Raw genomic sequence first — 24,129 nt, forward strand, 5'->3', positions numbered from 1 at the left:
CAATAAGCGGCTTTTCGCAAAGACGGCGAAAATCAACCCTTGGTAAGGTCAACCAACGGCGTCTGCCGCACCTCAGTATCCCGCCCACCTTGAATCTCGCTGACCTGCTTCAACGCCTTATCCACAGCGGTCTTATCCGCCAGCAAGCCGTAGCTGATGCGGAACTGCTTCTGCTCCTTCGGCCCAATGATTGGCACCAGGTTCAGAGGCCGCTGATACCGGCGGTTGTAGGAAAAACTCGTGCCTGGCTCCAGTCCCGTGACATAGCCCTGCCCTTGGGTATCGGTGTTTTTCCACAGGGAGAACACGGGCAGTGTTTGAGTGTTGAAACCAACCGAGACGCCCAGGCTGCCGGCCTTGTTATGCAGGACGGTCAATGTATCGCCCTTGGCATCGGCGTAGGGCACTACGTTGTAAACCGTTTCGTCGTAGTCCTTGGTCGGTCCGCGATAGGTTTGCCAGTCCGGCAAATCGCTTTTGGCTTTATCGTTGAACGGCGACACCTGTTTCACCGGCGCAGCGAAGCGGGCGCCCTGCTCCAGGAATGGGGTGCTGAAGTTACTGTGATACAGCGCCTGGTATTCCTTCGGATAGTCGCCGTTGTTGGTCAGGGTGTCGTTGAGGGCGAACGCTATGCTGCCGGGCTCGGTGACGAGTTCGGTCGCGACCGAGAAGTCGACTTTCTTGAAAGCCTGCTCTTTCAGCTCGCCGCGCAGGCTGATGGCGTACGGCGGTTTTTCATCAATGTGCAAGGTGACTTTGTTGGCCGGGATATTGGCAGCGCGACCGTGCAGGGTCAGCAGTTCGCCGTTGTCGATGCCGGGGTGGCCGACCCACTCGTAACCGCAGCGGGTGACCAGCTCATTGAAGCCTTCCAGCCAGCCCAGGCCACCACGGCCGTTGAGCTCGATGAAGGACGGATTGACCACTTCCTTGACTGGTGAATCCCAACCCATGCGCACGTTACCGACCGAGGCCTGCAGGACGTTCATGCCACGAGTTGGAACTACCGAAAGTTTCATCGTGCCGTTATCGATGTCGACGATGCTGACGCCTTCCTGCCGACCGCCGTGCAAGGTGCGCAGGGTCACGCTGAAAGGTTTGTCGGTTTTTATGCCGAGTTGCTGGCTGGTGACTTGCCAGTTCTGGGCGGCTTTGTCGGTGTCGAGCAGAACGTAATCCCAGGCTAGTGCTTGGGAGGCAGCGGACAGTGCGCTAAGGGCAACGACGAGTTTGAGTGGGGTCATGGCAATCGCCTTTGTTGGAGTTGTGCCATTTTTATAAACTTGATGAAACGTTTCAGCAAGAACATAAGTCGAGAAAATGCCAAGAAAGACAATTGATACGTAGATGGGGGGGGAAAACGGAATTGAGTCGATGCCATCGATTCAGCCAAGGCGTTCGACATCCGGTAACTCCATGGCCCGGACCTCGCCTTGCAGGAAATCGCTGAGGCGACGCAAACGCTCGCCGCCGGGGCGGGTTTTCGGCCAGACCAGGTAATAATTCTCACCACTGGCGACGGCGGTCGGCCAAGGCAAACTCAAGCGTCCCTGGGCTACATCTTCCGCCACCATCAGCAGATCGCCCATGGACACGCCATAGCCCCGCGCGGCGGCGATCATGCCCAGCTCCAGGGTATCGAACACCTGTCCGCCCTTGAGCGACACCTGATCGGCCAGCCCCATGCGCTCCAGCCAGTTGCGCCAGTCGCGGCGGTCCGGGGTCGGATGCAGCAGCTCAGTACTGGCCAGACGCGCAACGTCCCACGGTTGATCCTTCAGAAGATTCGGCGCGCCCACGGGAATCAACTCCTCGGGGAACAGGAAAGTCGCTTCCCAGTCCGGTGGAAAATGCCCGTTGCTGAGGATGACGGCGCAGTCGAAAGGTTCATGGTTGAAATCCACCGAATCGACGTCCATCCACGCACTGGTCAATTGCACTTCGTTGCCCGGCTGCAGATGACGGAAGCGACTGAGGCGCGCCAGCAACCAGCGCATGGTCAAGGTCGAGGGAGCTTTCATGCGCAGGATGTCGTCTTCGGCGCGCAAGGTATTGCAAGCCCGCTCAAGCGCGGTGAAGCCTTCGCGAATGCCCGGCAACAACAAACGGGCCGACTCGGTCAGTTGCAGGTTGCGGCCACTGCGGTGAAACAAGCGGCAGGCAAAATGCTCTTCGAGCGTACGAATATGCCGGCTGACCGCACTTTGGGTAATCGACAGTTCTTCGGCCGCACGGGTAAACGAGCTGTGTCGCGCCGCCGCTTCGAATGCGCGCAGGGCATACAAGGGAGGAAGACGACGGGACATTGGGAAAGCTCCTACTGCGGGGTTCGCCCACCCTAGCAGAAACTCTCCAGCATGAGTTTGAATCATGCCATCCATCCTTTTTATCCCTTTGTGCAAACCCCGCAAAGCGCCGAGAATCGGTTCTTTCCTGTTCCCTTTGATAATCGAGCGTGATGACCATGCAGCATCCAGCACGTACTGAACTCTGGGCCATCCTGCGGCTGGCGGGGCCGCTGATTGCCTCACAGTTGGCACACATGCTGATGGTCCTCACCGACACCCTGATGATGGCGCGCCTGAGTCCCGAGGCATTGGCCGGTGGTGGGCTCGGTGCGGCAACCTATTCGTTCGTGTCGATTTTCTGCATCGGCGTGATTGCAGCAGTCGGCACTCTGGTGGCGATCCGTCAGGGTGCTGGCGATATTGTCGGGGCTACCCGGCTGACCCAGGCCGGGCTGTGGCTGGCGTGGTTGATGGCGCTGGTTGCCGGTTTGCTGCTGTGGAACCTCAAACCGGTCTTGCTGCTGTTCGGGCAGACCGAAACCAACGTCAACGCGGCCGGTCAATTTTTGATCTTCCTGCCGTTCGCCCTGCCCGGCTATCTGAGCTTCATGGCCCTGCGCGGGTTCACCAGCGCCATCGGCCGCGCAACACCGGTAATGGTGATCAGCGTGGGCGGGACGGTTGCCAACTTTTTGCTCAACTATGCGTTGATCACCGGCATGTTCGGCCTGCCGAAACCGGGGCTGATGGGTATCGGGCTCGTGACTGCGATTGTCGCCAATCTCATGGCGCTGGCGCTGGCCTGGCACATTCGTCGGCATCCGGCCTACAACGCCTATCCGCTACGCCAGGGTCTGTCGCGGCTGAACCGCCCGTACCTGAAGGAACTGTGGCGCCTGGGCCTACCGATTGGCGGCACCTACGCGGTGGAAGTCGGGCTGTTTGCCTTCGCCGCGCTGTGCATGGGCACCATGGGCAGCACGCAGTTGGGGGCGCATCAGATTGCCCTGCAAATCGTCTCGGTGGCGTTCATGGTCCCGGCGGGGATTTCTTATGCGATCACCATGCGCATCGGCCAGCACTACGGTGCCGGACAATTGCTGGATGCACGGCTGGCCGGGCGGGTCGGCATTGCGTTCGGGGCGGCGGCGATGCTGTGTTTCGCCATGGTCTTCTGGCTACTGCCAAATCAGTTGGTCGGCCTGTTTCTCGACCACAACGACCCGGCGTTTCGCGATGTCATCAACCTTGCCGTGAGCCTGCTGGCGGTGGCGGCATGGTTCGAGCTGTTCGACGGCGTGCAAACCATTGCCATGGGCTGCATTCGTGGGCTCAAGGATGCCAAGACCACCTTCCTCGTCGGCCTGGGCTGCTATTGGCTGATTGGCGCACCGGCGGCGTGGTGGATGGCGTTCCACCTGGACTGGGGGCCAACGGGCGTCTGGTGGGGCCTTGCGCTGGGGCTGGCGTGTGCGGCGGTGAGCCTGACGCTGGGGTTTGAGTGGAAGATGAAGCGGATGATTCGGCGCGAGTCGACGTCACAGAATGGCTTCACAGTCGCTCAGCCAGATTGAGATCCCCCTGTGGGAAATCCTCTGTGGGAGCGAGCTTGCTCGCGATGAGGCCAGGTCAGTCAACATCCATTTCGACTGATACACCGCCATCGCGAGCAAGCTCGCTCCCACAGGTTTTGGACCAACTGAAAGGTCGCGGTCAGCTCACGACTTCCAGCATCGGCTGCTGACTGGAGCCAAACGTCAGGTACTCCACCAACTCGGCCAGCGGCAATGGTTTGCTGATCAAATACCCCTGCACCTGATCGCATTCAAACCCGCGCAGCAGATCCAGTTGCTCCGGCGTTTCCACGCCTTCTGCGACCACCTCGAGGTTGAGGTTGTGCGCCAGGTTGATCATCGCGTGGACCAGTTTGCGGTTTTCCTCACGCTGCTCCATACCGCCGACAAAGCTCTTGTCGATCTTCAGCAAAGTGATCGGCAGGCTGTTGAGGTGCACAAACGACGAGAACCCGGTACCGAAGTCGTCGAGGGAGAAGCGCACGCCGAGGCGCCCTAGGGCGTCCATGGTCTGCTTGACCAGATCGCTGCGGCGCATCACGGCGGTCTCGGTCAGCTCGAACTCCAGCCACTGCGCCTCGACACCGCGCTCGGCAATCAGGCGACTCAGGGTCGACAGCAACTGGCTGTCCTGGAACTGCCGGAACGACAGGTTGATTGCCATGTGCAACGGCGGCATTCCAAGTTCAAGCAACGCCTGCATGTCGCGCAGGGCCCGGGAAATCACCCAGTAGCCCAGCGGCACAATCAGACCACTTTGCTCGGCCAGCGGCACGAATTCGCTCGGTGGCAGCAAGCCGCGCTCGGCATGCCGCCAGCGCACCAAAGCTTCGAGGCCGACGATTTGCCCGTCTTCGAGGTTCAGCCGTGGCTGGTAATGCAGCTCCAGCTCATCGCGACGCAGCGCCCGGCGCAGCTCGGTTTCCAGGTCGGCGATGCTGCGGGCATTGCGGTTGATACGCTCGTTGAAAATGTGAAAGGTGCAGCCCTGGGTGCTTTTGGCCTGCTGCATTGCGATGTGCGCATGCCACATCAGCGGATCCGCGCCGGTCTGGGCCCGGGCGTAGGCGATGCCCAGGCTGGAGCCGATCAGCAGGCTTTCGCCATCGACCCAATAAGGCTCGGCCAGCGCTTCGCTGATGCGCTCGGCCATCCACTCCGCACGCTGGGGAGCGCGACGGGTGTCGATCAGCAGAGCGAATTCATCACTGCCCAGGCGCGCCAGTTGATCGCCGACCTCAAGCTGGCTCTTGAGCCGCGCCACCACTTGCAGGATCAGGCGGTCACCGGCCTGATGGCCGAGGGCGTCGTTGGCATAACGAAAGTTGTCGAGGTCGAGATGACCGAGGGCCAGGCCACGACCGTCGTTTTCCGCCAGGCGTGCCGTCAACAGGGTCTGGAAGCCCTGACGGTTGGCGATGCCGGTCAGCGGATCTTGCTCGGCCAGGCGTTGCAGCGTGTTTTCCAGGACGCCGCGTTCGCGCACATGACGCAGGCAACGGCGCAACATGCCGGGATCGAGCAGGTCGCGCACCAGCCAGTCACTCACGCCGTCGGGCGGGGTCAGCGGCTCATGGTCGAGCAACAACACCGTCGGCAGGCTGCAACGGCCCGGCGCCGGTTGAAGTTGCGGGATGGTCAATAACACCGCGCTGTGGTTGTCATCGAACAGGCTGCTGACCGACTCCCAACTCGGCGCGCTGATGAGCACGGCCGAGCTCCCCATAGGAGCCAGACACTCGCGCAACAACGCTGCCCACGCTGGCTCTTCGGCCAGTAGCAGCAAACGCAAGGGTTCGACAGGCGTAGACAAGCTAGCTCCCTAGACTCTGCAAAGATGTAGGCGACGGGCATTATGCCGTTCCGATGACCAATGACAATGACATCAGTGAGCAAAACGAACCCTTTGTATCCGCAATTACGAACATTAGCCGCAAATTCGTTGCGCATCCTGCGTGAAAGTAACAAAACCGGCAATTACAGATAGCGCGCTACGTCACAAGTCGGACAGAGCAGCACAATTCGCTGAGCCTGTTAAAATGCCGGCCCATTTCGTGACTGACTCCTGAATTTACCTATGTCCCGACTCAATCCCCGGCAGCAAGAAGCCGTGAACTACGTCGGCGGCCCTCTATTGGTGCTCGCCGGCGCAGGCTCCGGCAAGACCAGCGTGATCACGCGCAAAATCGCGCACCTGATCCAGAACTGCGGCATTCGCGCCCAGTACATCGTCGCCATGACCTTTACCAACAAGGCCGCCCGCGAAATGAAGGAACGGGTCGGCACCCTGCTGCGTGCCGGTGAAGGGCGCGGGCTGACGGTCTGCACGTTCCACAACCTGGGCCTGAACATCATCCGCAAGGAACACGTGCGGCTGGGCTACAAACCGGGTTTCTCGATCTTCGACGAGACCGACGTCAAGGCCCTGATGACCGACATCATGCAGAAGGAATACTCGGGCGACGACGGCGTCGACGAGATCAAGAACATGATCGGCGCCTGGAAAAACGACCTGATCCTGCCGGCCCAGGCCCTGGAAAACGCGCGCAACCCCAAGGAACAGACCGCCGCCATCGTCTACACCCACTACCAGCGCACGCTCAAGGCGTTCAACGCGGTGGACTTCGACGACCTGATCCTGCTACCGGTGAAGCTGTTCGAAGAGCACGCCGACATCCTGGAAAAGTGGCAGAACAAGGTGCGCTACCTGCTGGTCGACGAATACCAGGACACCAACGCCAGCCAATACCTGCTGGTGAAAATGCTCATCGGCAAACGCAACCAGTTCACCGTGGTAGGCGACGACGACCAGTCGATCTACGCCTGGCGCGGTGCTCGCCCGGAAAACCTGATGCTGCTCAAGGACGACTACCCGTCCTTGAAAGTGGTGATGCTGGAGCAGAACTACCGCTCCACCAGCCGCATCCTGCGTTGCGCCAACGTACTGATCTCGAACAATCCCCACGAGTTCGAAAAGCAGCTGTGGAGTGAAATGGGTCACGGCGACGAGATCCGCGTGATCCGTTGCCGCAACGAAGACGCCGAGGCCGAGCGCGTGGCCATGGAAATCCTCAGCCTGCACTTGCGCACCGACCGCCCGTACAGCGATTTCGCGATCCTGTATCGCGGCAACTACCAGGCCAAGTTGATCGAGCTGAAGTTGCAGCATCACCAGGTGCCGTATCGCCTCTCCGGCGGCAACAGCTTCTTCGGACGTCAGGAAGTGAAAGATCTGATGGCTTACTTCCGTCTGATCGTGAACCCGGACGACGACAACGCGTTCCTGCGGGTGATCAACGTGCCGCGCCGCGAGATCGGCTCGACCACGCTGGAGAAGCTGGGCAACTACGCCACCGAGCGCAAGATCTCGATGTACGCCGCCACCGACGAGATGGGTTTGGGCGAGCATCTGGACAGCCGCTTCACCGATCGCCTGTCGCGCTTCAAGCGTTTCATGGACCGGGTGCGCGAGCAGTGCGCCGGCGAAGACCCGATCTCGGCCCTGCGCAGCATGGTCATGGACATCGACTACGAGAACTGGCTGCGCACCAACAGCTCCAGCGACAAGGCCGCCGACTACCGCATGGGTAACGTCTGGTTCCTGATCGAGGCGCTGAAGAACACCCTGGAAAAAGACGAAGAAGGCGAAATGACCGTCGAGGACGCCATCGGCAAACTCGTCCTGCGCGACATGCTCGAGCGTCAGCAGGAAGAGGAAGATGGCGCCGAAGGCGTGCAGATGATGACCTTGCACGCCTCCAAGGGCCTGGAATTCCCCTACGTGTTCATCATGGGCATGGAAGAGGAAATCCTCCCGCACCGTTCCAGCATCGAAGCCGACACCATCGAAGAAGAACGTCGCCTGGCCTACGTGGGCATTACCCGCGCGCGCCAGACCCTGGCCTTCACCTTCGCCGCCAAGCGCAAGCAGTACGGCGAGATCATCGACTGCGCACCAAGCCGCTTCCTCGATGAACTGCCGCCGGACGATCTGGCCTGGGAAGGCAACGACGACACGCCGACCGAAGTCAAAGCCGTGCGTGGCAACAATGCATTGGCGGATATACGCGCGATGTTAAAGCGCTAGAATTGACCACTTTTTAATTGAACATCGGCATAGCCAGGCGCTGTGAAAACGTAGCGAGCGAAGGTAAGACAAGGCAAAAACAGGCGAGGAAGCGGAGTTTACTGGCTGTAAATGAGCATTCCGAGCCTGTTTTTAACGCAGGATTACCGAGCGCAGTAGTTTTCACAGTGTCTGGAGCCAACTGAGGACAGCTTCATGGAAGCATTGCACAAGAAAATTCGCGAAGAAGGCATCGTGCTTTCCGATCAGGTCCTGAAAGTCGACGCCTTTCTGAACCACCAGATCGACCCGGCCCTGATGAAGCTGATCGGCGACGAATTCGCCACGCTGTTCAAGGATTCGGGCATCACCAAGATTGTCACCATCGAAGCCTCGGGCATCGCCCCGGCGATCATGACCGGTCTGAACCTGGGTGTGCCGGTGATTTTCGCCCGCAAGCACCAGTCCCTGACCCTGACCGAAAACCTGCTGTCGGCGACCGTGTACTCGTTCACCAAACAGACCGAAAGCACCGTGGCCATTTCCCCGCGCCACCTGACCAGTAGCGACCGCGTGCTGATCATCGATGACTTCCTGGCCAACGGTAAGGCGTCCCAGGCACTGATTTCGATCATCAAGCAGGCTGGCGCCACCGTGGCGGGCCTGGGCATCGTGATCGAGAAGTCGTTCCAGGGCGGCCGTGCGGAACTGGACTCGCAGGGTTATCGCGTAGAGTCCCTGGCCCGAGTGAAGTCGCTGGCCGACGGTGTTGTGACCTTTATCGAATAAAGCCACCACAACGCACATCCCCCTGTGGGAGCGAGCTTGCTCGCGATTGCATAGTGTCAGTCGACATCTTCGTTGACTGATACACCGCTATCGCGAGCAAGCTCGCTCCCACTGATGTTTTCGGTGACCAGTTACTGCCCAGTCGCCTTGAGGCCTGTGAGCAGCAGGCGCTGATACAAATCCTCCTTCATCCCCTCCGGACTGGCCAGTTGCATGCGTTGCAGATGCTCCTGGAACAACGCAGGCTCCGGCGCGTCCAGCGCTGCCTTGCCCAACTCCAGCACCTCACTCAGCTTGAACTTGCTCTTGAGCCAGTTCAGCGCCCGCAACAGATCCTGCTCGACCTCGGTGAAATCACAGCCCAGCGGATACTCCGGAAACAGCTGCGGATGCCGCGCCTGAATCGCCAACAAACGCTGCGGATTGTTATCGGTGAAGCGCGGATCGAGACAGAAGTCCTTGGGCAGTTTGCCGACTTTCTGCGCCTGCTCGATCAATCCCGGCTGAAAACGCGAGTCGCTGATATTGAGCAAGGCCTCGATCACTGCCGCATCGGTCTTGCCACGAAGATCGGCGATGCCGTATTCGGTGACCACGATGTCCCGCAAGTGCCGGGGAATCGTGCAGTGACCATACTCCCAGACGATGTTCGAGCTGACGTCGCCGCCGGACTCACGCCAGCTGCGCAGTAGCAACACCGAGCGCGCACCTGCCAGCGCATGCCCCTGCACCACGAAGTTGTACTGCCCGCCTACGCCACTGAGCACACGTCCGTCTTCGAGCTGATCCGCCACCGCGGCACCGAGCAAGGTCACGGTGAACGCGGTGTTGATGAACCGCGCATCCAGGCGCTGCAAGCGCTTGAGTTCTTCCTGGCCGTAGAGCTCGTTGATGTAGCTGATGCGGGTCATGTTGAATTCGAGCCGCTTGCTTTGCGGTAATTCGCGCAAGCGCTCGTAGTAGCTACGCGGACCGAGAAAGAAACCACCGTGCACCGAGATGCCATCGGTTTGTGCAGCCTCGTCGAGGGTGCCGGCATTCGCCTGCTGCTGGGTCGCCACATCCGGATAGACCTTGCGTTGCACGATCCCGGCATCGGCCAGCACCAGCAAGCCGTTGACGAACATTTCGCTACAGCCATACAGGCCTTTGGCGAAGGGGTCGATGCCGCCTTCGCGCTCGATCAGTTGCGCCCAGTGGCTGAGGTTTACGTCTGCCAGTAAAGCCCTGTATCCGTCGTTGTCGGCTTGCCGCGCCAGCAGCGCCGCTGTCAGCGCATCGCCCATGGAGCCGATGCCGATCTGCAAGGTACCGCCATCACGCACCAGGGTGCTGGCGTGCAGACCGATGAAATGGTCCTGACACCCCACCGGCATGTTCGGCGTGGAAAACAGCGTGGTGTTGTCCTTCTCATCGATCAGCAGGTCAAAGGTGTCGATGCCGACTTCCGCATCGCCGGGCATGTAAGGCAGGTCGTTGTGCACCTGGCCGACCATCAGGATGGTTTCTCCGGCGGCGCGGCGCCTGGCGATCATCGGCAACAGGTCGAGGGTGATGTCCGGGTTGCAGCTCAGGCTCAAACGGTCAGGATGCTCGGCGTGGCTGGCCACCAGCTGCGCCACCAGATTCAACCCGGCGGCATTGATGTCCCGCGCCGCATGGCTGTAATTGCTGCTGACGTAATCCTGTTGCGCCGCGGCACTGTTGAGCAGGCTGCCGGGCTGCATGAAGAACTGCTGGATGTGGATGTTGTCCGGCAGACTATCGCGGCGCAGGTCGGCGAGAAATTCCAGCTCCGGATAGTCGCCGAAGACCCGTTCGACAAAGGGTTCGAGAAAGCGCTTTTGCAAACCATCGCCCAAGGGCGGGCGCCCCAGGCACAACGCGGTGTAGATCGTCAGCCGTCGTTCGGGCGACTGTGCGATCCGCCGATACAGCGCGTTGACGAAGTGATTAGGTTTGCCCAACCCCAGAGGCAGGCCCATGTGGATATGCGCCGGCAACCGTGTCAAGACGTCATCGACTGCCTGTTCGATAGAGCACAACTGAACCATCGGATCCTCCCTCACGTTCCATGACTTGGGCCTGGACCGAGCTTGCCGGGTCTTTGCTGCAATGAACAGCCATCCGGGTTAAATCACAGGCACAAAAAAGCCGCTCGAAAGCGGCTTTTCCAGCAGCAAGACTCAGGCTTATTTCAAGCCGGACATCTTCTGGATGGCGCCTTTGAGCTCGGCGTCGGAGCAATCGGCGCAGGTACCTTTAGGCGGCATCGAGTTGATACCGGTAATGGCTTTGGCCAGGATGCCGTCAAGGCCGCCCTGGTGATCGGCACGCTCTTTCCAGGCAGCGGCATCACCGATTTTCGGTGCGCCCAGCAGGCCTGAACCGTGGCAAGCGTTGCAATGTTTTGCAATCACTTCATCCGGAGTTTTCGCACCACCACCGCCGCCAGCGGAAGCGGCCACTTCCATGCCCTTGCACTCTTTACCCTGAACACAAACCTGGCCGACTGGCTCAAGGCGTTTGGCGATATCGTCATTGGTCGCAGCTTGAGCGCTGACACTGACAGCCCATAGGGCCAATACGGTTGCTGGTGCAGCCAGCATTTTCATAATTAGGTTCACGCGTTCACCCTCAATGGTGGCTAGTCACGCCTACGGCCACGGTTCGCAGGCGGGCGCAAGTATAGCGGTAAGCCCGTCGCACTGAAACAACCCCAAAGTCGAAGGGGTCTTAGGCCGCGACGGAAAAACAGCCCGGGCGCCTCTGCGATGCTGGCAGGACGCCTCTTTTCTTAGAAATTCGCCGGTGTGGCTGCGCTGATTAGTCGCGCCGGCACATCGAACGGATTACGAAAACGGTGTGGCTTGGTACTTTCAAAGTAGTAGCTATCGCCGGCTTCAAGGACAAAAGTTTCGAGACCGACCACCAGTTCCAGTTTTCCTTCGACCAGGATGCCGGTTTCCTCGCCCTCATGGGTGAGCATCTCGTCACCGGTGTCGGCGCCTGGCGGATAGATTTCATTGAGGAATGCGATGGCCCGGCTCGGGTGCGCCCGACCGACCAGCTTCATGGTCACCGCGCCATCGGAAATATCGATCAGCTCGTTGGCCTTGTAGACAATCTGGGTCGGTTTTTCCTGCAGGATTTCTTCGGAAAAGAACTCGACCATGGACATGGGAATCCCGCCCAGCACTTTGCGCAGCGAACTGATCGAGGGACTGACGCTGTTCTTCTCGATCATCGAAATCGTGCTGTTGGTGACCCCCGCCCGTTTGGCGAGCTCACGCTGGGAAAGGCCTTTGAGCCTACGGATGGATTGCAGTCGTTCACCGACGTCCAAAGCTTGCGCCTCCAGGATTCAGATTGTTGGAATAGTGAGCGTTATCATGGCGACAGCGTTCAGTATTTACAACACCTTGACCTGAATCCTGCTCAGCGAGGCGACTTCCGGTCTGGAGCCCTGCGCACTAAGCCCCGGAATAGAGCAGTGGCACCCGGCGCAGGTTGCAAAAGATCTGGTAAGGAATCGTGCCGGCAGCCATGGCCACATCACTGGCGAGGATGTTTTTGCCCCACAACTCGACGGTCGAACCGAGGCCGGCCTGCGGGACATCGGTCAGGTCGATGCAGAGCATGTCCATCGATACCCGGCCGATCAACTGGCTGCGCTGCCCGGCAACCAGCACTGGCGTGCCGGTCGGTGCCAAACGCGGGTAGCCATCGGCGTAACCCATGGCCACGACACCAATGCGCATCGGTTTAGGGGTGATGAATTTGGCGCCGTAACCGACGGGCTCGCCAGCCGGCAACTCGCGCACACTGATCACTTTCGATTCCAGGGTCATGACCGGTTGCAGCCGCGATGCTGCTTCGTTGGCCTCTTCGAAGGGCGTCGCGCCATAAAGCATGATGCCTGGGCGCACCCAATCGCTCGGAATCTGCGGCCAACCGAGCACCGCCGGCGAGTTGCGCAGGCTGACCTCGGCGGACAAGCCCTTGCGCGCGGCTTCAAATACCGCCACCTGATCGGCACTGGCTTGCTCGTGCAGTTCATCGGCACGCGCAAAGTGGCTCATCAGCACCACTTTCGCGACCTTGCCGCTGGCCAACAGTCGCTGGTAGGCCGCCTGATAATCCGCCGGGTGCAGCCCCACGCGGTGCATGCCCGAATCGAGCTTCAGCCACACGGTGATCGGTTTGCTCAACGCCGCTTTCTCGATGGCTTCGAGTTGCCACAACGAATGCACCACGCACCAGAAATCATGCTCGACAATCAGTGCCAGCTCATCGGCTTCGAAAAAACCTTCCAGCAGCAGGATCGGCGCGCGAATGCCCGCCGCCCGCAGCTCCAACGCCTCTTCGATGCAGGCTACTGCAAACCCGTCCGCCTCGGTTTCCAGCGCCTGGGCGCAACGCACCGCGCCATGGCCATAGGCATCGGCCTTGATCACAGCGAGGGCCTTGGCCCCCGTGAGTTCACGGGCGATTCGGTAGTTGTTGCGCAAGGCTTGAAGGTCGATCAGGGCACGGGCAGGACGCATGGCGGCAGACTTCTGGTCGGGTTTTCGGGAAGAAAAACCGGCGCTGGCTGGTAGCGTGAACCGCCAACAGCACCGGGAGAGGGATCTTTCTGACAAGCTTTATGGCAGAGCGGCTACAACCGACAGCTCGACCAGGATTTCCGGTTCGCACAATTTCGATTCAACGGTGGCACGGGCCGGGGCGACGCCTTTTGGCAGCCACTGATCCCATACCGCGTTCATGCCTTCGAAATGCGCGTCGATGTCTTTCAGGTAAATCGTCACCGACAGCAGATGATGCTTGTCGGTACCGGCCAGGTCGAGCAAACGCTCGATGTTGGCCAGTGTTTCGCGGGTCTGCTGTTCAATCCCGGCATTCATGTCATCGCCGACCTGTCCGGCCAGGTAAACCGTACCGTTATGGGTGACGATCTGACTCATGCGCTCATTGGTGAGCTGGCGCTGGACTGACATGCTTTGCAGACTCCTGGGTTTTTTTGCCATAACGGGAAATATCGAGGCCTTCGGCGCTGATCTGCGGCTTTTTCTTCGCCATCAGGTCTGCCAGCAAGCGACCGGAGCCACAGGCCATGGTCCAGCCGAGCGTGCCGTGACCGGTGTTCAGGAACAGGTTCTTGAATGGTGTGGCACCGACGATCGGGGTACCGTCCGGGGTGGTCGGACGCAGGCCGGTCCAGAAACTGGCCTGGGCCAGATCGCCGCCCTGAGGATAAAGGTCGTTGACGATCATCTCCAGGGTTTCCCGGCGACGCGGGTTCAGCGACAGGTCAAAACCGGCGATTTCGGCCATGCCGCCAACGCGGATGCGGTTGTCGAAACGGGTGATCGCGACTTTGTAGGTCTCGTCGAGAATGGTCGAAGTCGGGGCCATCGCCGGGTTGGTGATCGGCACGGTCAGAGAGTAGCCCTTGAGCGGGTACACCGGCGCCTTGATCCCCAGTGGCTTGAGCAGTTGCGGCGAGTAGCTGCCGAGGGCCAGCACGTAGCGGTCGGCGGTTTCCAGCTTGCCGTCGATCCATACACCGTTGATGCGATCACCGGCGAAGTCGAGGCGCTGGATGTCCTGGCCGAAACGGAACTGCACACCGAGGCTCGCGGCCATCTCGGCGAGCTTGGTGGTGAACATCTGGCAGTCGCCAGTCTGGTCGTTCGGCAGGCGCAGGGCACCGGCGAGGATGTCGGTGACACTGGCCAGCGCCGGCTCAACGCGGGCAATGCCGTCGCGGTCGAGCAGTTCGAACGGCACGCCGGACTCTTTCAGCACGGCGATGTCTTTCGCGGCGCCGTCGAGTTGAGCCTGGGTGCGGAACAGTTGGGTGGTGCCCAGGCTGCGGCCTTCGTAGGCGATGCCGGTTTCGGCCCGCAGTTCATCGAGGCAGTCGCGGCTGTACTCGGACAGACGGACCATGCGCTCCTTGTTCACCGCATAACGGCTGGCGGTGCAGTTGCGCAGCATCTGTGCCATCCACAGGTACTGGTCGATGTCGGCAGTGGCCTTGATCGCCAGGGGGGCGTGGCGCTGCAACAGCCACTTGATGGCCTTGAGCGGCACACCCGGCGCGGCCCACGGCGAGGCATAACCCGGCGAAACCTGCCCGGCGTTGGCGAAACTGGTCTCCATGGCAGCAGCTGGCTGCCGGTCCACAACCACCACTTCAAACCCGGCACGGGCCAGATAATAAGCACTGGTGGTACCGATGACGCCGCTACCCAAGACCATGACGCGCATTTTCATATCCCTCATCGCGGCTAACCGCTGACGTTTGTTATTCAGAGCTTTAGATGCGCGCAGTGTAAAAAAGATTTGCCAGTGCTTTTCACTATATAAGCGCCTATATTTGGCGACAATTCTCGGCAAAAACCCTTTTCACGGAGGCGCATCCCCTATGCGTACCAACACTCAGACCAAACGTGAGCTGGACAAGATCGACCGCAACATCCTGCGGATCCTGCAAGCGGACGGGCGGATTTCCTTTACGGAGCTTGGAGAAAAGGTCGGGCTCTCGACCACGCCCTGTACTGAGCGGGTCCGGCGTCTGGAGCGCGAAGGGATCATCATGGGCTACAACGCCAGGCTCAATCCGCAGCACCTGAAGGGTAGTCTGCTGGTGTTCGTCGAAATCAGCCTGGACTACAAATCCGGCGATACTTTTGAAGAGTTCCGACGCGCGGTGCTGAAATTGCCCCATGTGCTGGAGTGTCATCTGGTGTCAGGGGATTTCGACTACCTGGTGAAAGCGCGGATTTCCGAGATGGCCTCGTACCGCAAGTTGCTGGGCGACATCCTGCTCAAACTTCCTCATGTACGGGAATCCAAGAGCTATATCGTGATGGAAGAGGTGAAGGAGAGCCTGACTTTGCCGATTCCGGATTGAAGATCAAAATATCGCAGCCTGCGGCAGCTCCTACAGGTGTACACACGCTTTTTGTAGGAGCTGCCGCAGGCTGCGATCTCTTAAACCAACACCTGCCGAGTGCTGGCCATGTACTCGAACACCTGCTTCTCCACCCGCGGATGAATCAGCTCCACCGGCCCGCGTCCATTGGGACACGGCAAGGTCTTGGTGGTGCCGAACAACCGGCAGATCAGCGGCCGCTCGTCATACACCGTGCAACCATTCGGCCCCAGATGCACACAGTTGAGCTCTTCCATGGCGGCATCCTGCTCGGCGCGGGACTTGCGCGGCAGGCGCGACATTTCTTCCGGCGAGGTGGTCACCGGCCCGCAGCAGTCATGGCAGCCGGGAACGCACTCGAACGAGGGAATCTGCTGTCGCAATGTGCGGATTGTCTGGCTGTTGCAGCTCATTGAAGCGGTGACCAATAGCGGAATAGAGCGCGATTCTGACGCAAAAGCACCGATCCAGACAGCACCAGCCGACCAATGTTGCCCGCCCGGGAAGGTCCGGCTTATGCTCCGTCAGGTTTTCCAAACGCAAGAACCAGGAACACGCACATGAATGCCCGTGCTCAGCAGCCTGCCCTGAACCACACCGCGTCCTACTACGCCGCCAGCAGCCTGCCGCAGCCCGAACTTGCGGCGCTCAAAGGCGAAGTGCTGGCCGATGTCTGTGTGGTTGGCGGCGGGTTTTCGGGGTTGAACACGGCGCTTGAGCTGGCCGAACGCGGCCTCAGCGTGGTGCTGCTTGAGGCCCACAAAATAGGCTGGGGTGCCAGTGGACGCAATGGCGGGCAGCTGATTCGTGGCGTCGGCCACGGCCTCGATCAGTTCACCAGCGTCATCGGTGCCGAAGGCGTTCGGCAAATGAAACTCATGGGCCTGGAAGCCGTGGAAATCGTCCGGCAACGGGTCGAGCGCTTCCAGATCCCCTGCGACCTGACCTGGGGTTACTGCGACCTCGCCAACAAGCCCCGTGACCTTGAAGGCTTCGCCGAGGATGCCGAAGAACTGCGCAGCCTCGGCTATCGCTACGAAACCCGTTTGCTGCAAGCCAACGAGATGCACACCGTGGTCGGCTCCACGCGTTACGTCGGCGGCCTGATCGACATGGGCTCGGGGCACCTGCATCCACTGAACCTGGCCTTGGGCGAAGCCGCAGCGGCACAACGACTGGGGGTCCGGCTGTTCGAGCACTCGGCCGTGACCCGCATCGACTATGGCCCAGAGGTCAAGGTCCATACCACCGAGGGCTCGGTGCGCGCCAAAACCCTGGTACTGGGTTGCAATGCCTACCTCAATAACCTCAACCCGGAACTCAGTGGCAAAGTCCTGCCCGCCGGCAGCTACATCATCGCCACCGAACCACTGAGCGAAGAACAGGCCCACGCCCTGCTGCCGCAGAACATGGCGGTCTGTGACCAGCGAGTGGCACTGGACTACTACCGGCTCTCGGCGGACCGGCGCCTGCTGTTTGGCGGCGCCTGCCATTACTCGGGCCGCGATCCGAAAGACATCGCCGCGTACATGCGTCCGAAAATGCTGGAAGTCTTTCCGCAACTGTCTGGTGTGAAGATCGATTACCAATGGGGCGGAATGATCGGCATCGGCGCCAATCGCCTGCCGCAGATCGGGCGACTCAAGGACCAGCCAAACGTGTACTACGCCCAGGCCTATTCCGGTCATGGCGTGAATGCCACGCACCTGGCCGGCAAGCTGCTGGCCGAAGCCATCAGCGGGCAGCACAGTGGTGGCTTTGATTTGTTTGCCAGGGTGCCGCACATCACTTTCCCCGGCGGCAAGCATTTGCGCTCACCGTTGCTGGCGTTGGGGATGTTGTGGCATCGGCTTAAAGAGTTGGTCTGAAAGATTCCCTGCGTCTTTGCCGACGCTATCGCGAGCAAGCTCGCTCCCACAGTGTTTGACGGCATTCACAAGATTTGCGTTCACCACCGCTCCTTGTGGGAGCGAGCTTGCTCGCGATGAGGCCCTGAAGAACACTGCAAAACTCAGATCCGCCAGAAAGGCTTCAGCCCCTCCTCCCGCGCCTGCTCCCGTGTCAGCCCGATATCCTTGAGCTGGTCAGCCGTCAGGGCCAGCAAGGCCTTGCGCGTGTGCAGGCGACGCCAGAACCGGTCCCAGCGACTCAGGTCGGACGACGCATTGCCCATGCCCGCCTCCCGCGTGCCGTTGTTCTGCCCGGTCGCCAGTTCCTGACTGTGTAACGTCAGCCGCACATCGCTCAAACCGTTCATCTTGGATGCTCCTGTTTACTTGGGTAGCCAGAGGTTCCATGATGCGTGTGCGCGCAAAAGCATTACAGATTCAAAGCAACTGTATTAACCCCATACAGTTCTGCCGATTCCGCCACTGAATCCCGATTTTTTGCCCGATCTGTACTGGTTAACCGAGTCACCCCTATCGAGGCTGCACCATGACCCTTTACGTCAACCTCGCCGAATTGCTCGGCACACGTATCGAACAGGGCTTCTATCGCCCCGGTGACCGGCTGCCTTCGGTACGGGCGCTGAGCGTCGAGCACGGCGTCAGCCTGAGCACAGTGCAACAGGCCTATCGGGTGCTGGAAGACAGCGGGCTGGCCATGCCACGGCCGAAATCCGGGTACTTCGTCCCGGCCAGCCGCGAACTGCCGGACTTGCCGGCAGTCGGCCGCCCGGCCCAACGGCCGGTGGACATTTCCCAATGGGATCAAGTGCTGGAGCTGATTCGCGCCGTACCGCGCAAAGACGTGGTGCAACTGGGCCGCGGCATGCCGGATATCAACAGTCCGACCATGAAACCGCTGCTGCGTGACTTGGCGCGAATCAGCCGGCGGCAGGACATGCCCGGCCTGTATTACGACAACATCCACGGCAACTTCGAACTGCGCGAACAGATCGCTCGCCTGATACTCGATTCCGGCTGCCAGCTGAGCGCCAGCGAACTGGTGGTCACCACCGGCTGCCACGAAGCGCTGTCCACCAGCATTCGCGCGATCTGCGAACCCGGCGACATTGTCGCAGTGGACTCGCCGAGCTTTCACGGCGCGATGCAGACCCTCAAGGGCCTGGGCATGAAAGCCCTGGAAATCCCCACCGACCCGCTGACCGGCATCAGCCTCGAAGCGCTGGAACTGGCCCTGGAACAGTGGCCGATCAAGGTCATACAGTTGACCCCCAACTGCAACAACCCGTTGGGCTACATCATGCCCGAGTCGCGCAAACGCGCGCTGTTGACGCTTGCGCAGCGCTATGACGTGGCGATCATCGAGGACGATGTGTATGGTGAACTGGCCTACACCTACCCGCGTCCGCGCACGATCAAGTCCTTCGACGAGGACGGTCGCGTCCTGTTGTGCAGCTCGTTTTCCAAGACCCTGGCGCCGGGCCTGCGTATCGGCTGGGTCGCGCCCGGCCGCTATCTGGAGCGGGTGCTGCACATGAAGTACATCAGCACCGGATCCACCGCGCCACAACCGCAGATCGCCATCGCCGAATTTCTCAAGGGCGGCCACTTCGAACCGCATTTGCGGCGGATGCGCACGCAATACCAACGCAATCGCGACGCGATGATTGATTGGGTGACCCGCTACTTTCCGGCCGGCACCCGCGCCAGTCGCCCACAAGGCAGCTTCATGTTGTGGGTCGAACTGCCGGAAGCTTTCGACACCCTGAAACTGAATCGGGCATTGCACGACCAGGGCGTACAGATTGCCGTGGGCAGCATTTTTTCCGCCTCGGGCAAGTACCGCAATTGCCTGCGCATGAACTACGCTGCCAAGCCAACACCGCAGATCGAAGACGCGGTGCGCAAGGTCGGTGCGACAGCGATCAAACTGTTGGCGGAAACCGATCAGCTCAGCGACTGACTTTTCTTCGGGAATCAGCGTCCATATGCCTATCTGCGCCGCCAAACGGAACGATCCTACGTGAGAGTCAGACAGCCCCTGCTTGCTCTTCTGCTACTCGCCGCGTTCCTGAGCGGTTGCGCCAACCTCGACGTACAGCGCGTACCGAGTCAGGCGTTGCCGGCCTCAGACTCCGCATTCGGTCGCTCGGTCCAGGCGCAAGCCGCTCCCTACAAGGGCCAATCGGGCTTTCGCCTGTTATCGGACAGCACCGAGGCCTTCACCGCCCGCGCCGAACTGATCCGTAACGCCCAAAGCAGCCTCGACTTGCAGTACTACATCGTGCACGACGGCATCAGCACGCGCATGTTGATCGAGGAGTTGCTCAAGGCCGCCGACCGGGGCGTGCGGGTGCGGGTACTGCTCGACGATACTGCCAGCGATGGCCTGGACCGGGTCATCGCGACTCTCGCCGCACACCCGAACATCCAGATCCGTGTGTTCAACCCGCTGAATCTGGGCCGCAGTACAGGGGTGACGCGCACCGTGGGCCGGCTGTTCAACCTGTCGCAACAGCATCGACGCATGCACAATAAGCTGTGGCTGGCGGACAACTGCATGGCCATTGTCGGCGGCCGCAATCTCGGGGACGAGTATTTCGATGCCAAGCCCAACATGAATTTCACCGACATCGACATGCTCGGTGTCGGCCCGGTCGCCGAGCAACTCGGGCACAGTTTCGACCAGTACTGGAACAGCGCCCTGAGCAAACCGATCGACGAATTCCTGTCGAGCAAACCCACACCCCAAGACCTGGAAAACACCCGCACCCGACTGGAAGAGTCCCTGGCGGAAACGCGCAAACAGAATCACACGCTTTACAAACACCTGATGACCTTCACCACCCACCCACGACTGGACATCTGGCGCAGTGAACTGATCTGGGCCTGGAACCAGGCATTGTGGGATGCGCCGAGCAAGGTGCTGGCCAAGGGCGAGCCCGATCCGCAGTTGCTGCTGACCACGCAACTGGCACCTGAACTCAACAGCGTCAGCAAAGAGCTGATCATGATCTCGGCCTACTTTGTGCCCGGCCAGCCGGGACTGGTGTACCTGACCGGGCGTGCCGATGCCGGCGTTTCCGTGAGTTTGCTGACCAACTCACTGGAAGCCACGGACGTTCCCGCCGTACACGGTGGCTACTCGCCCTATCGCAGGGCGCTGCTGGAGCACGGCGTGAAGCTGTACGAGTTGCGTAGCCAGCCCGGCGAGGGAGGCGGCAGCGGTAGCGGGCCACATCTGTTTTCCAGCAGCGCCTATCACAGCTCTGACTCCAGCCTGCACAGCAAGGCGATGATCTTCGACCAGCAGAAATCCTTTATCGGCTCGTTCAATTTCGATCCGCGCTCGGTGCTCTGGAACACCGAAGTCGGCGTGCTGGTGGACAGCCCGGAATTGGCCGCACGGGTCCGCGAACTGGCGCTGCAGGGTATGGAACCGGCCCTGAGTTATCAGGTGGAACTGGAAAACGATCAGATCGTCTGGACCACCGAAGACGACGGAAAAATGCACACACTGAGCAAGGAGCCAGGGAGTTGGTGGCGGCGCTTCAATGCCTGGCTGAGCAATACGGTTGGGCTGGAGAAGATGCTGTAAGACTCGACCGCCATAGCTCTCCGGTGCTCATCAGGCTGGCTGAGCGGTACCAAACGCCCCTTGCCGCGACACCACAATCAACACGCCCAAGGCCCCTACCGCCATCAGCAACGGCAACGCATGGCCGCTGATCCACTGGCTGCCAGCACCCGCCAGCAGAGGCCCGATCAGACAACCGACCCCCCATAGCTGGGCAATGTGCGCGTTAGCCCGCACCAGCGCATCATCGCGATAACGCTCGCCGATCAGGATCAACGACAAGGTGAACAACCCGCCAGCGCTGGCGCCGAACAGCACCCACAACGGCCAGATCAGCAGCGTGTCGATCAGCAGCGGGATGGCCAGGCTCGATATCAGCAGGACCACCGCACAGCCGGTGAACAACGCCCGTCGCGACAAGCGATCGGCCAACGCACCAATCGGCAATTGCAGTACCGCATCGCCGACCACCACCGTACTGACCATCGCCAGGGCGATCTCCGTGGTGAAGCCCTGGCGCAAGCAATAAACCGGCAACAGCGTCAGGATCATCGCCTCGAACGCGGCAAACAGCGACACCGCCCAGGCAATCGCCGGCAGGCCACGACAGAACTCAAGCAAATCACGCAGGGTCACGCTACTGGCTTCACTGCTCGGCGCGCCACTGCGGCCCAGCAACAGGAACGGTGCAGCCATCAGCAAACCGACACCCACCCAAAAGCCATAGTCATGCTCGGTACCGAGCAAGCCCAGCAACACCGGCCCCGCCAACTGACTCAATGCATAGCTGCTGCCATACAGCGCCACCAGCCGCCCGCGCCATTGCTCGACCACCAGTTGATTGATCCAGCTTTCACCGATGATGAATACGAGTGTCAGGATCACCCCGATCATCAGCCGCAGCACCAACCAGACCGGATAGCTCGGCAACAGCGCCAGCAAACCGATCGAAACCGCCCCGGCCCACAGGCACAGGCGCATCAGGTTGGCCGTGCCGAATCGTGCCGCCAGATGGCTGGAGATTTTCGCCCCCAACAGAACGCCGATGGCCGGCATCGCCGCCATCACGCCAATGGCAAACGAGCCGTAGCCCCAGCTTTCCAGGCGAAACGACACCAGCGGCATGCTGACCCCCAGGGCCAGGCCGACACTCAGGACAGATGCCAAAACGGCGAAATAAGTCGCCCAACGCATGCTCCACGCTCCTGTGGATAATTATTTTTCAGGCCATACAAACAAATGTGGGAGCGGGCTTGCTCGCGAAAAGGCCATCACATCCAACATCAATGTTGGCTGATACACCACATTCGCGAGCAAGCCCGCTCCCACAAGGGGTTTGCGTCGATTGGGAAGCCTGCTTCTCAACAGGCTTCCTTCACAGGCTTACAACTTGATCCAGGTCGCCTTCAGCTCGGTGTACTTGTCGAACGCGTGCAGCGATTTGTCGCGACCGTTGCCGGACTGTTTGAATCCACCGAACGGTGCCGTCATGTCGCCGCCATCGTACTGGTTGACCCACACGCTACCGGCGCGCAGCGCACGGGCGGTGAGGTGAGCCTTGGAAATATCGGCAGTCCACACCGCCGCGGCCAGGCCGTAAGGCGTGTCGTTGGCGATGGCGATGGCTTCTTCAGCGCTATCGAACGTGATGACCGACAACACTGGCCCGAAGATTTCTTCCTGAGCGATTTTCATCGCGTTGCTCACACCGTCGAAAATCGTCGGCTCAACATACGTGCCGCCGGTTTCCTGGAGGATGCGCTTGCCACCGGCTACCAGTTTGGCGCCGTCGGTGTGACCCGACTCGATGTAAGACAGCACAGTGTTCATCTGCTGGGTATCCACCAGCGCACCGACGTTGGTCGCCGGGTCCAGCGGGTTGCCCGGCTTCCAGGTTTTCAGTGCTTCGATCACCAGCGGCAGAAATTTGTCCTTGATCGAACGCTCCACCAGCAGGCGCGAACCGGCGGTGCAAACCTCGCCCTGGTTGAAGGCGATGGCACCGGCTGCGGCTTCGGCAGCGTCTTGCAGGTTCGGCGCATCGGCGAACACGATGTTCGGGCTCTTGCCGCCGGCTTCGAGCCAGACGCGTTTCATGTTCGATTCGCCCGAGTAGATCAGCAGTTGCTTGGCGATCTTGGTCGAACCGGTGAACACCAGAGTGTCGACATCGTTATGCAGGGCCAGGGCCTTGCCGACGGTGTGGCCATAACCTGGCAACACGTTGAGCACGCCTTTCGGGATGCCGGCTTCGACAGCCAGCTCGGCGATGCGAATCGCCGTCAGCGGCGACTTTTCGGACGGTTTGAGAATCACCGAGTTACCGGTGGACAGCGCAGGACCGAGTTTCCAGCACGCCATCATCAGCGGGAAGTTCCACGGCACGATGGCGCCAACAACACCCACCGGTTCACGGGTCACAAGACCCAGTTGATCGTGCGGAGTGGCTGCCACTTCGTCGTAGATCTTGTCGATGGCTTCGCCGCTCCAGCTCAGGGCTTGCGCCGCGCCAGGAACGTCGATGTACAGGGAATCGCTGATCGGCTTGCCCATGTCCAGGGTTTCAAGCAGGGCCAGCTCTTCGGCGTGCTGTTTCAGCAGGCCGGCGAAACGGATCATGGTGGATTTGCGCTTGGTCGGCGCCAGGCGCGACCAGACACCGGAATTGAAGGTGGCGCGAGCGTTTTCCACGGCGCGCTGGGCATCGGCGGCGTCACAGCTGGCAATCTTGCCCAGCAGACGGCCATCGACCGGGCTGATGCACTCGAAAGTCTCGCCAGAGACGGCGTCGGTGTATTCGCCATTGATATAGGCGCGGCCTTCGATTTTCAGGTCGCGGGCACGTTGTTCCCAGTCGGCACGGGTCAGGGTGGTCATGCGAGTGTCCTCCTCTTATTGATACGACACCCGCGTTCTTCGCGGGCGCTGTCAGGAATTCTGCCCGGCCAGCCTGCTTTTCGGCCCAAGGCATCCACCACCCTA

General features: G+C 60.5%; 20 protein-coding genes. 7 read left to right on the plus strand and 13 right to left on the minus strand.

Features of this window, described 5'->3' with window-relative positions; genetic code table 11:
- Positions 1 to 32: 32 nt before the first annotated feature.
- Entirely contained in the window at positions 33 to 1,247 is a 1,215-nt protein-coding gene (locus tag ACMDB8_RS27110) for an aldose 1-epimerase family protein (protein ID WP_056726346.1), read from the minus strand.
- Positions 1,248 to 1,388: 141 nt separating this feature from the next.
- Complete coding sequence (locus ACMDB8_RS27115; protein WP_056726345.1) at positions 1,389 to 2,309, minus strand: LysR substrate-binding domain-containing protein; 921 nt, start codon at positions 2,307 to 2,309, stop codon at positions 1,389 to 1,391.
- Between the two features lie 158 nt (positions 2,310 to 2,467).
- Here ACMDB8_RS27115 and ACMDB8_RS27120 point away from each other — a divergent pair, with 158 nt between their 5' ends.
- Complete coding sequence (locus tag ACMDB8_RS27120) at positions 2,468 to 3,865, plus strand: NorM family multidrug efflux MATE transporter (RefSeq protein WP_056726672.1); 1,398 nt, start codon at positions 2,468 to 2,470, stop codon at positions 3,863 to 3,865.
- A gap of 139 nt (positions 3,866 to 4,004) precedes the next feature.
- Here ACMDB8_RS27120 and ACMDB8_RS27125 read toward each other — a convergent pair whose 3' ends face one another.
- Positions 4,005 to 5,678, minus strand: a complete 1,674-nt coding sequence (locus tag ACMDB8_RS27125) for a putative bifunctional diguanylate cyclase/phosphodiesterase (RefSeq protein WP_056726344.1) — start codon at positions 5,676 to 5,678, stop codon at positions 4,005 to 4,007.
- Positions 5,679 to 5,942: 264 nt separating this feature from the next.
- Here ACMDB8_RS27125 and rep point away from each other — a divergent pair, with 264 nt between their 5' ends.
- Both rep and ACMDB8_RS27135 read left to right on the plus strand, forming a co-directional pair.
- Positions 5,943 to 7,952, plus strand: coding sequence for a DNA helicase Rep (rep, locus tag ACMDB8_RS27130; RefSeq protein WP_056726343.1), 2,010 nt, complete (start codon positions 5,943 to 5,945; stop codon positions 7,950 to 7,952).
- Positions 7,953 to 8,147: 195 nt separating this feature from the next.
- Positions 8,148 to 8,720 (plus strand): xanthine phosphoribosyltransferase, encoded by a 573-nt coding sequence (locus tag ACMDB8_RS27135; RefSeq protein WP_046038985.1) that lies wholly within the window; start codon positions 8,148 to 8,150, stop codon positions 8,718 to 8,720.
- 131 nt (positions 8,721 to 8,851) lie between these two features.
- Here the strand turns inward: ACMDB8_RS27135 and ACMDB8_RS27140 are convergent, their stop codons facing one another.
- The 6 genes from ACMDB8_RS27140 to dadA all read right to left on the minus strand — a co-directional run bounded on the left by ACMDB8_RS27140 (position 8,852) and on the right by dadA (position 14,996).
- Positions 8,852 to 10,774 carry an acetyl-CoA hydrolase/transferase C-terminal domain-containing protein gene (locus ACMDB8_RS27140; protein WP_223541290.1) on the minus strand — a complete coding sequence of 641 codons (1,923 nt, stop codon included), beginning with the start codon at positions 10,772 to 10,774 and terminating at the stop codon, positions 8,852 to 8,854.
- A 138-nt stretch (positions 10,775 to 10,912) separates the two neighbouring features.
- Positions 10,913 to 11,335: a c-type cytochrome gene (locus ACMDB8_RS27145; protein ID WP_033047925.1), complete on the minus strand. Its 423-nt coding sequence runs from the start codon at positions 11,333 to 11,335 to the stop codon at positions 10,913 to 10,915.
- 182 nt (positions 11,336 to 11,517) lie between these two features.
- Positions 11,518 to 12,066, minus strand: a complete 549-nt coding sequence (locus ACMDB8_RS27150) for a cupin domain-containing protein (protein ID WP_008023455.1) — start codon at positions 12,064 to 12,066, stop codon at positions 11,518 to 11,520.
- A 127-nt stretch (positions 12,067 to 12,193) separates the two neighbouring features.
- A complete protein-coding gene (alr, locus tag ACMDB8_RS27155; protein ID WP_223541289.1) occupies positions 12,194 to 13,267 on the minus strand; it encodes an alanine racemase in 1,074 nt (357 codons plus the stop codon).
- 99 nt (positions 13,268 to 13,366) lie between these two features.
- Complete coding sequence (locus ACMDB8_RS27160; protein ID WP_056726340.1) at positions 13,367 to 13,720, minus strand: RidA family protein; 354 nt, start codon at positions 13,718 to 13,720, stop codon at positions 13,367 to 13,369.
- The gene (gene dadA, locus ACMDB8_RS27165; RefSeq protein WP_223541288.1) at positions 13,692 to 14,996 is read right to left on the minus strand and encodes a D-amino acid dehydrogenase; all 1,305 of its coding nucleotides are present in this window, start codon (positions 14,994 to 14,996) and stop codon (positions 13,692 to 13,694) included. The genes ACMDB8_RS27160 and dadA overlap by 29 nt, the downstream gene beginning before the upstream one ends.
- Before the next feature lie 157 nt (positions 14,997 to 15,153).
- Here dadA and ACMDB8_RS27170 point away from each other — a divergent pair, with 157 nt between their 5' ends.
- A complete protein-coding gene (locus tag ACMDB8_RS27170) occupies positions 15,154 to 15,642 on the plus strand; it encodes an Lrp/AsnC ligand binding domain-containing protein (protein WP_007975155.1) in 489 nt (162 codons plus the stop codon).
- Positions 15,643 to 15,722: 80 nt separating this feature from the next.
- Here the strand turns inward: ACMDB8_RS27170 and ACMDB8_RS27175 are convergent, their stop codons facing one another.
- Positions 15,723 to 16,076 (minus strand): YkgJ family cysteine cluster protein, encoded by a 354-nt coding sequence (locus tag ACMDB8_RS27175; RefSeq protein ID WP_056726864.1) that lies wholly within the window; start codon positions 16,074 to 16,076, stop codon positions 15,723 to 15,725.
- A 147-nt stretch (positions 16,077 to 16,223) separates the two neighbouring features.
- On the opposite strand from ACMDB8_RS27175, the gene ACMDB8_RS27180 reads away from it, so the two are divergent.
- Positions 16,224 to 17,531 (plus strand): NAD(P)/FAD-dependent oxidoreductase, encoded by a 1,308-nt coding sequence (locus tag ACMDB8_RS27180; RefSeq protein WP_409078187.1) that lies wholly within the window; start codon positions 16,224 to 16,226, stop codon positions 17,529 to 17,531.
- A 143-nt stretch (positions 17,532 to 17,674) separates the two neighbouring features.
- On the opposite strand, the gene ACMDB8_RS27185 is transcribed toward ACMDB8_RS27180, so the two are convergent.
- A complete protein-coding gene (locus tag ACMDB8_RS27185; protein ID WP_056726862.1) occupies positions 17,675 to 17,920 on the minus strand; it encodes a DUF1127 domain-containing protein in 246 nt (81 codons plus the stop codon).
- A 179-nt stretch (positions 17,921 to 18,099) separates the two neighbouring features.
- Here ACMDB8_RS27185 and ACMDB8_RS27190 point away from each other — a divergent pair, with 179 nt between their 5' ends.
- Together ACMDB8_RS27190 and ACMDB8_RS27195 are read left to right on the plus strand one after the other, a co-directional pair.
- On the plus strand, positions 18,100 to 19,533 hold the full coding sequence (locus ACMDB8_RS27190) for a PLP-dependent aminotransferase family protein (RefSeq protein ID WP_409078188.1): 1,434 nt from the start codon (positions 18,100 to 18,102) through the stop codon (positions 19,531 to 19,533).
- A 60-nt stretch (positions 19,534 to 19,593) separates the two neighbouring features.
- Entirely contained in the window at positions 19,594 to 21,168 is a 1,575-nt protein-coding gene (locus ACMDB8_RS27195; protein WP_409078189.1) for a phospholipase D family protein, read from the plus strand.
- 30 nt (positions 21,169 to 21,198) lie between these two features.
- Here ACMDB8_RS27195 and ACMDB8_RS27200 read toward each other — a convergent pair whose 3' ends face one another.
- Positions 21,199 to 22,341: an MFS transporter gene (locus tag ACMDB8_RS27200; protein ID WP_056726859.1), complete on the minus strand. Its 1,143-nt coding sequence runs from the start codon at positions 22,339 to 22,341 to the stop codon at positions 21,199 to 21,201.
- 189 nt (positions 22,342 to 22,530) lie between these two features.
- On the minus strand, positions 22,531 to 24,024 hold the full coding sequence (locus tag ACMDB8_RS27205) for an aldehyde dehydrogenase (RefSeq protein WP_056726858.1): 1,494 nt from the start codon (positions 24,022 to 24,024) through the stop codon (positions 22,531 to 22,533).
- Between the last annotated feature and the right edge of the window lie 105 nt (positions 24,025 to 24,129).

Origin of the sequence: Pseudomonas monachiensis (genome assembly GCF_047345015.1) — a bacterium.
Classification (GTDB): domain Bacteria; phylum Pseudomonadota; class Gammaproteobacteria; order Pseudomonadales; family Pseudomonadaceae; genus Aquipseudomonas; species Aquipseudomonas monachiensis.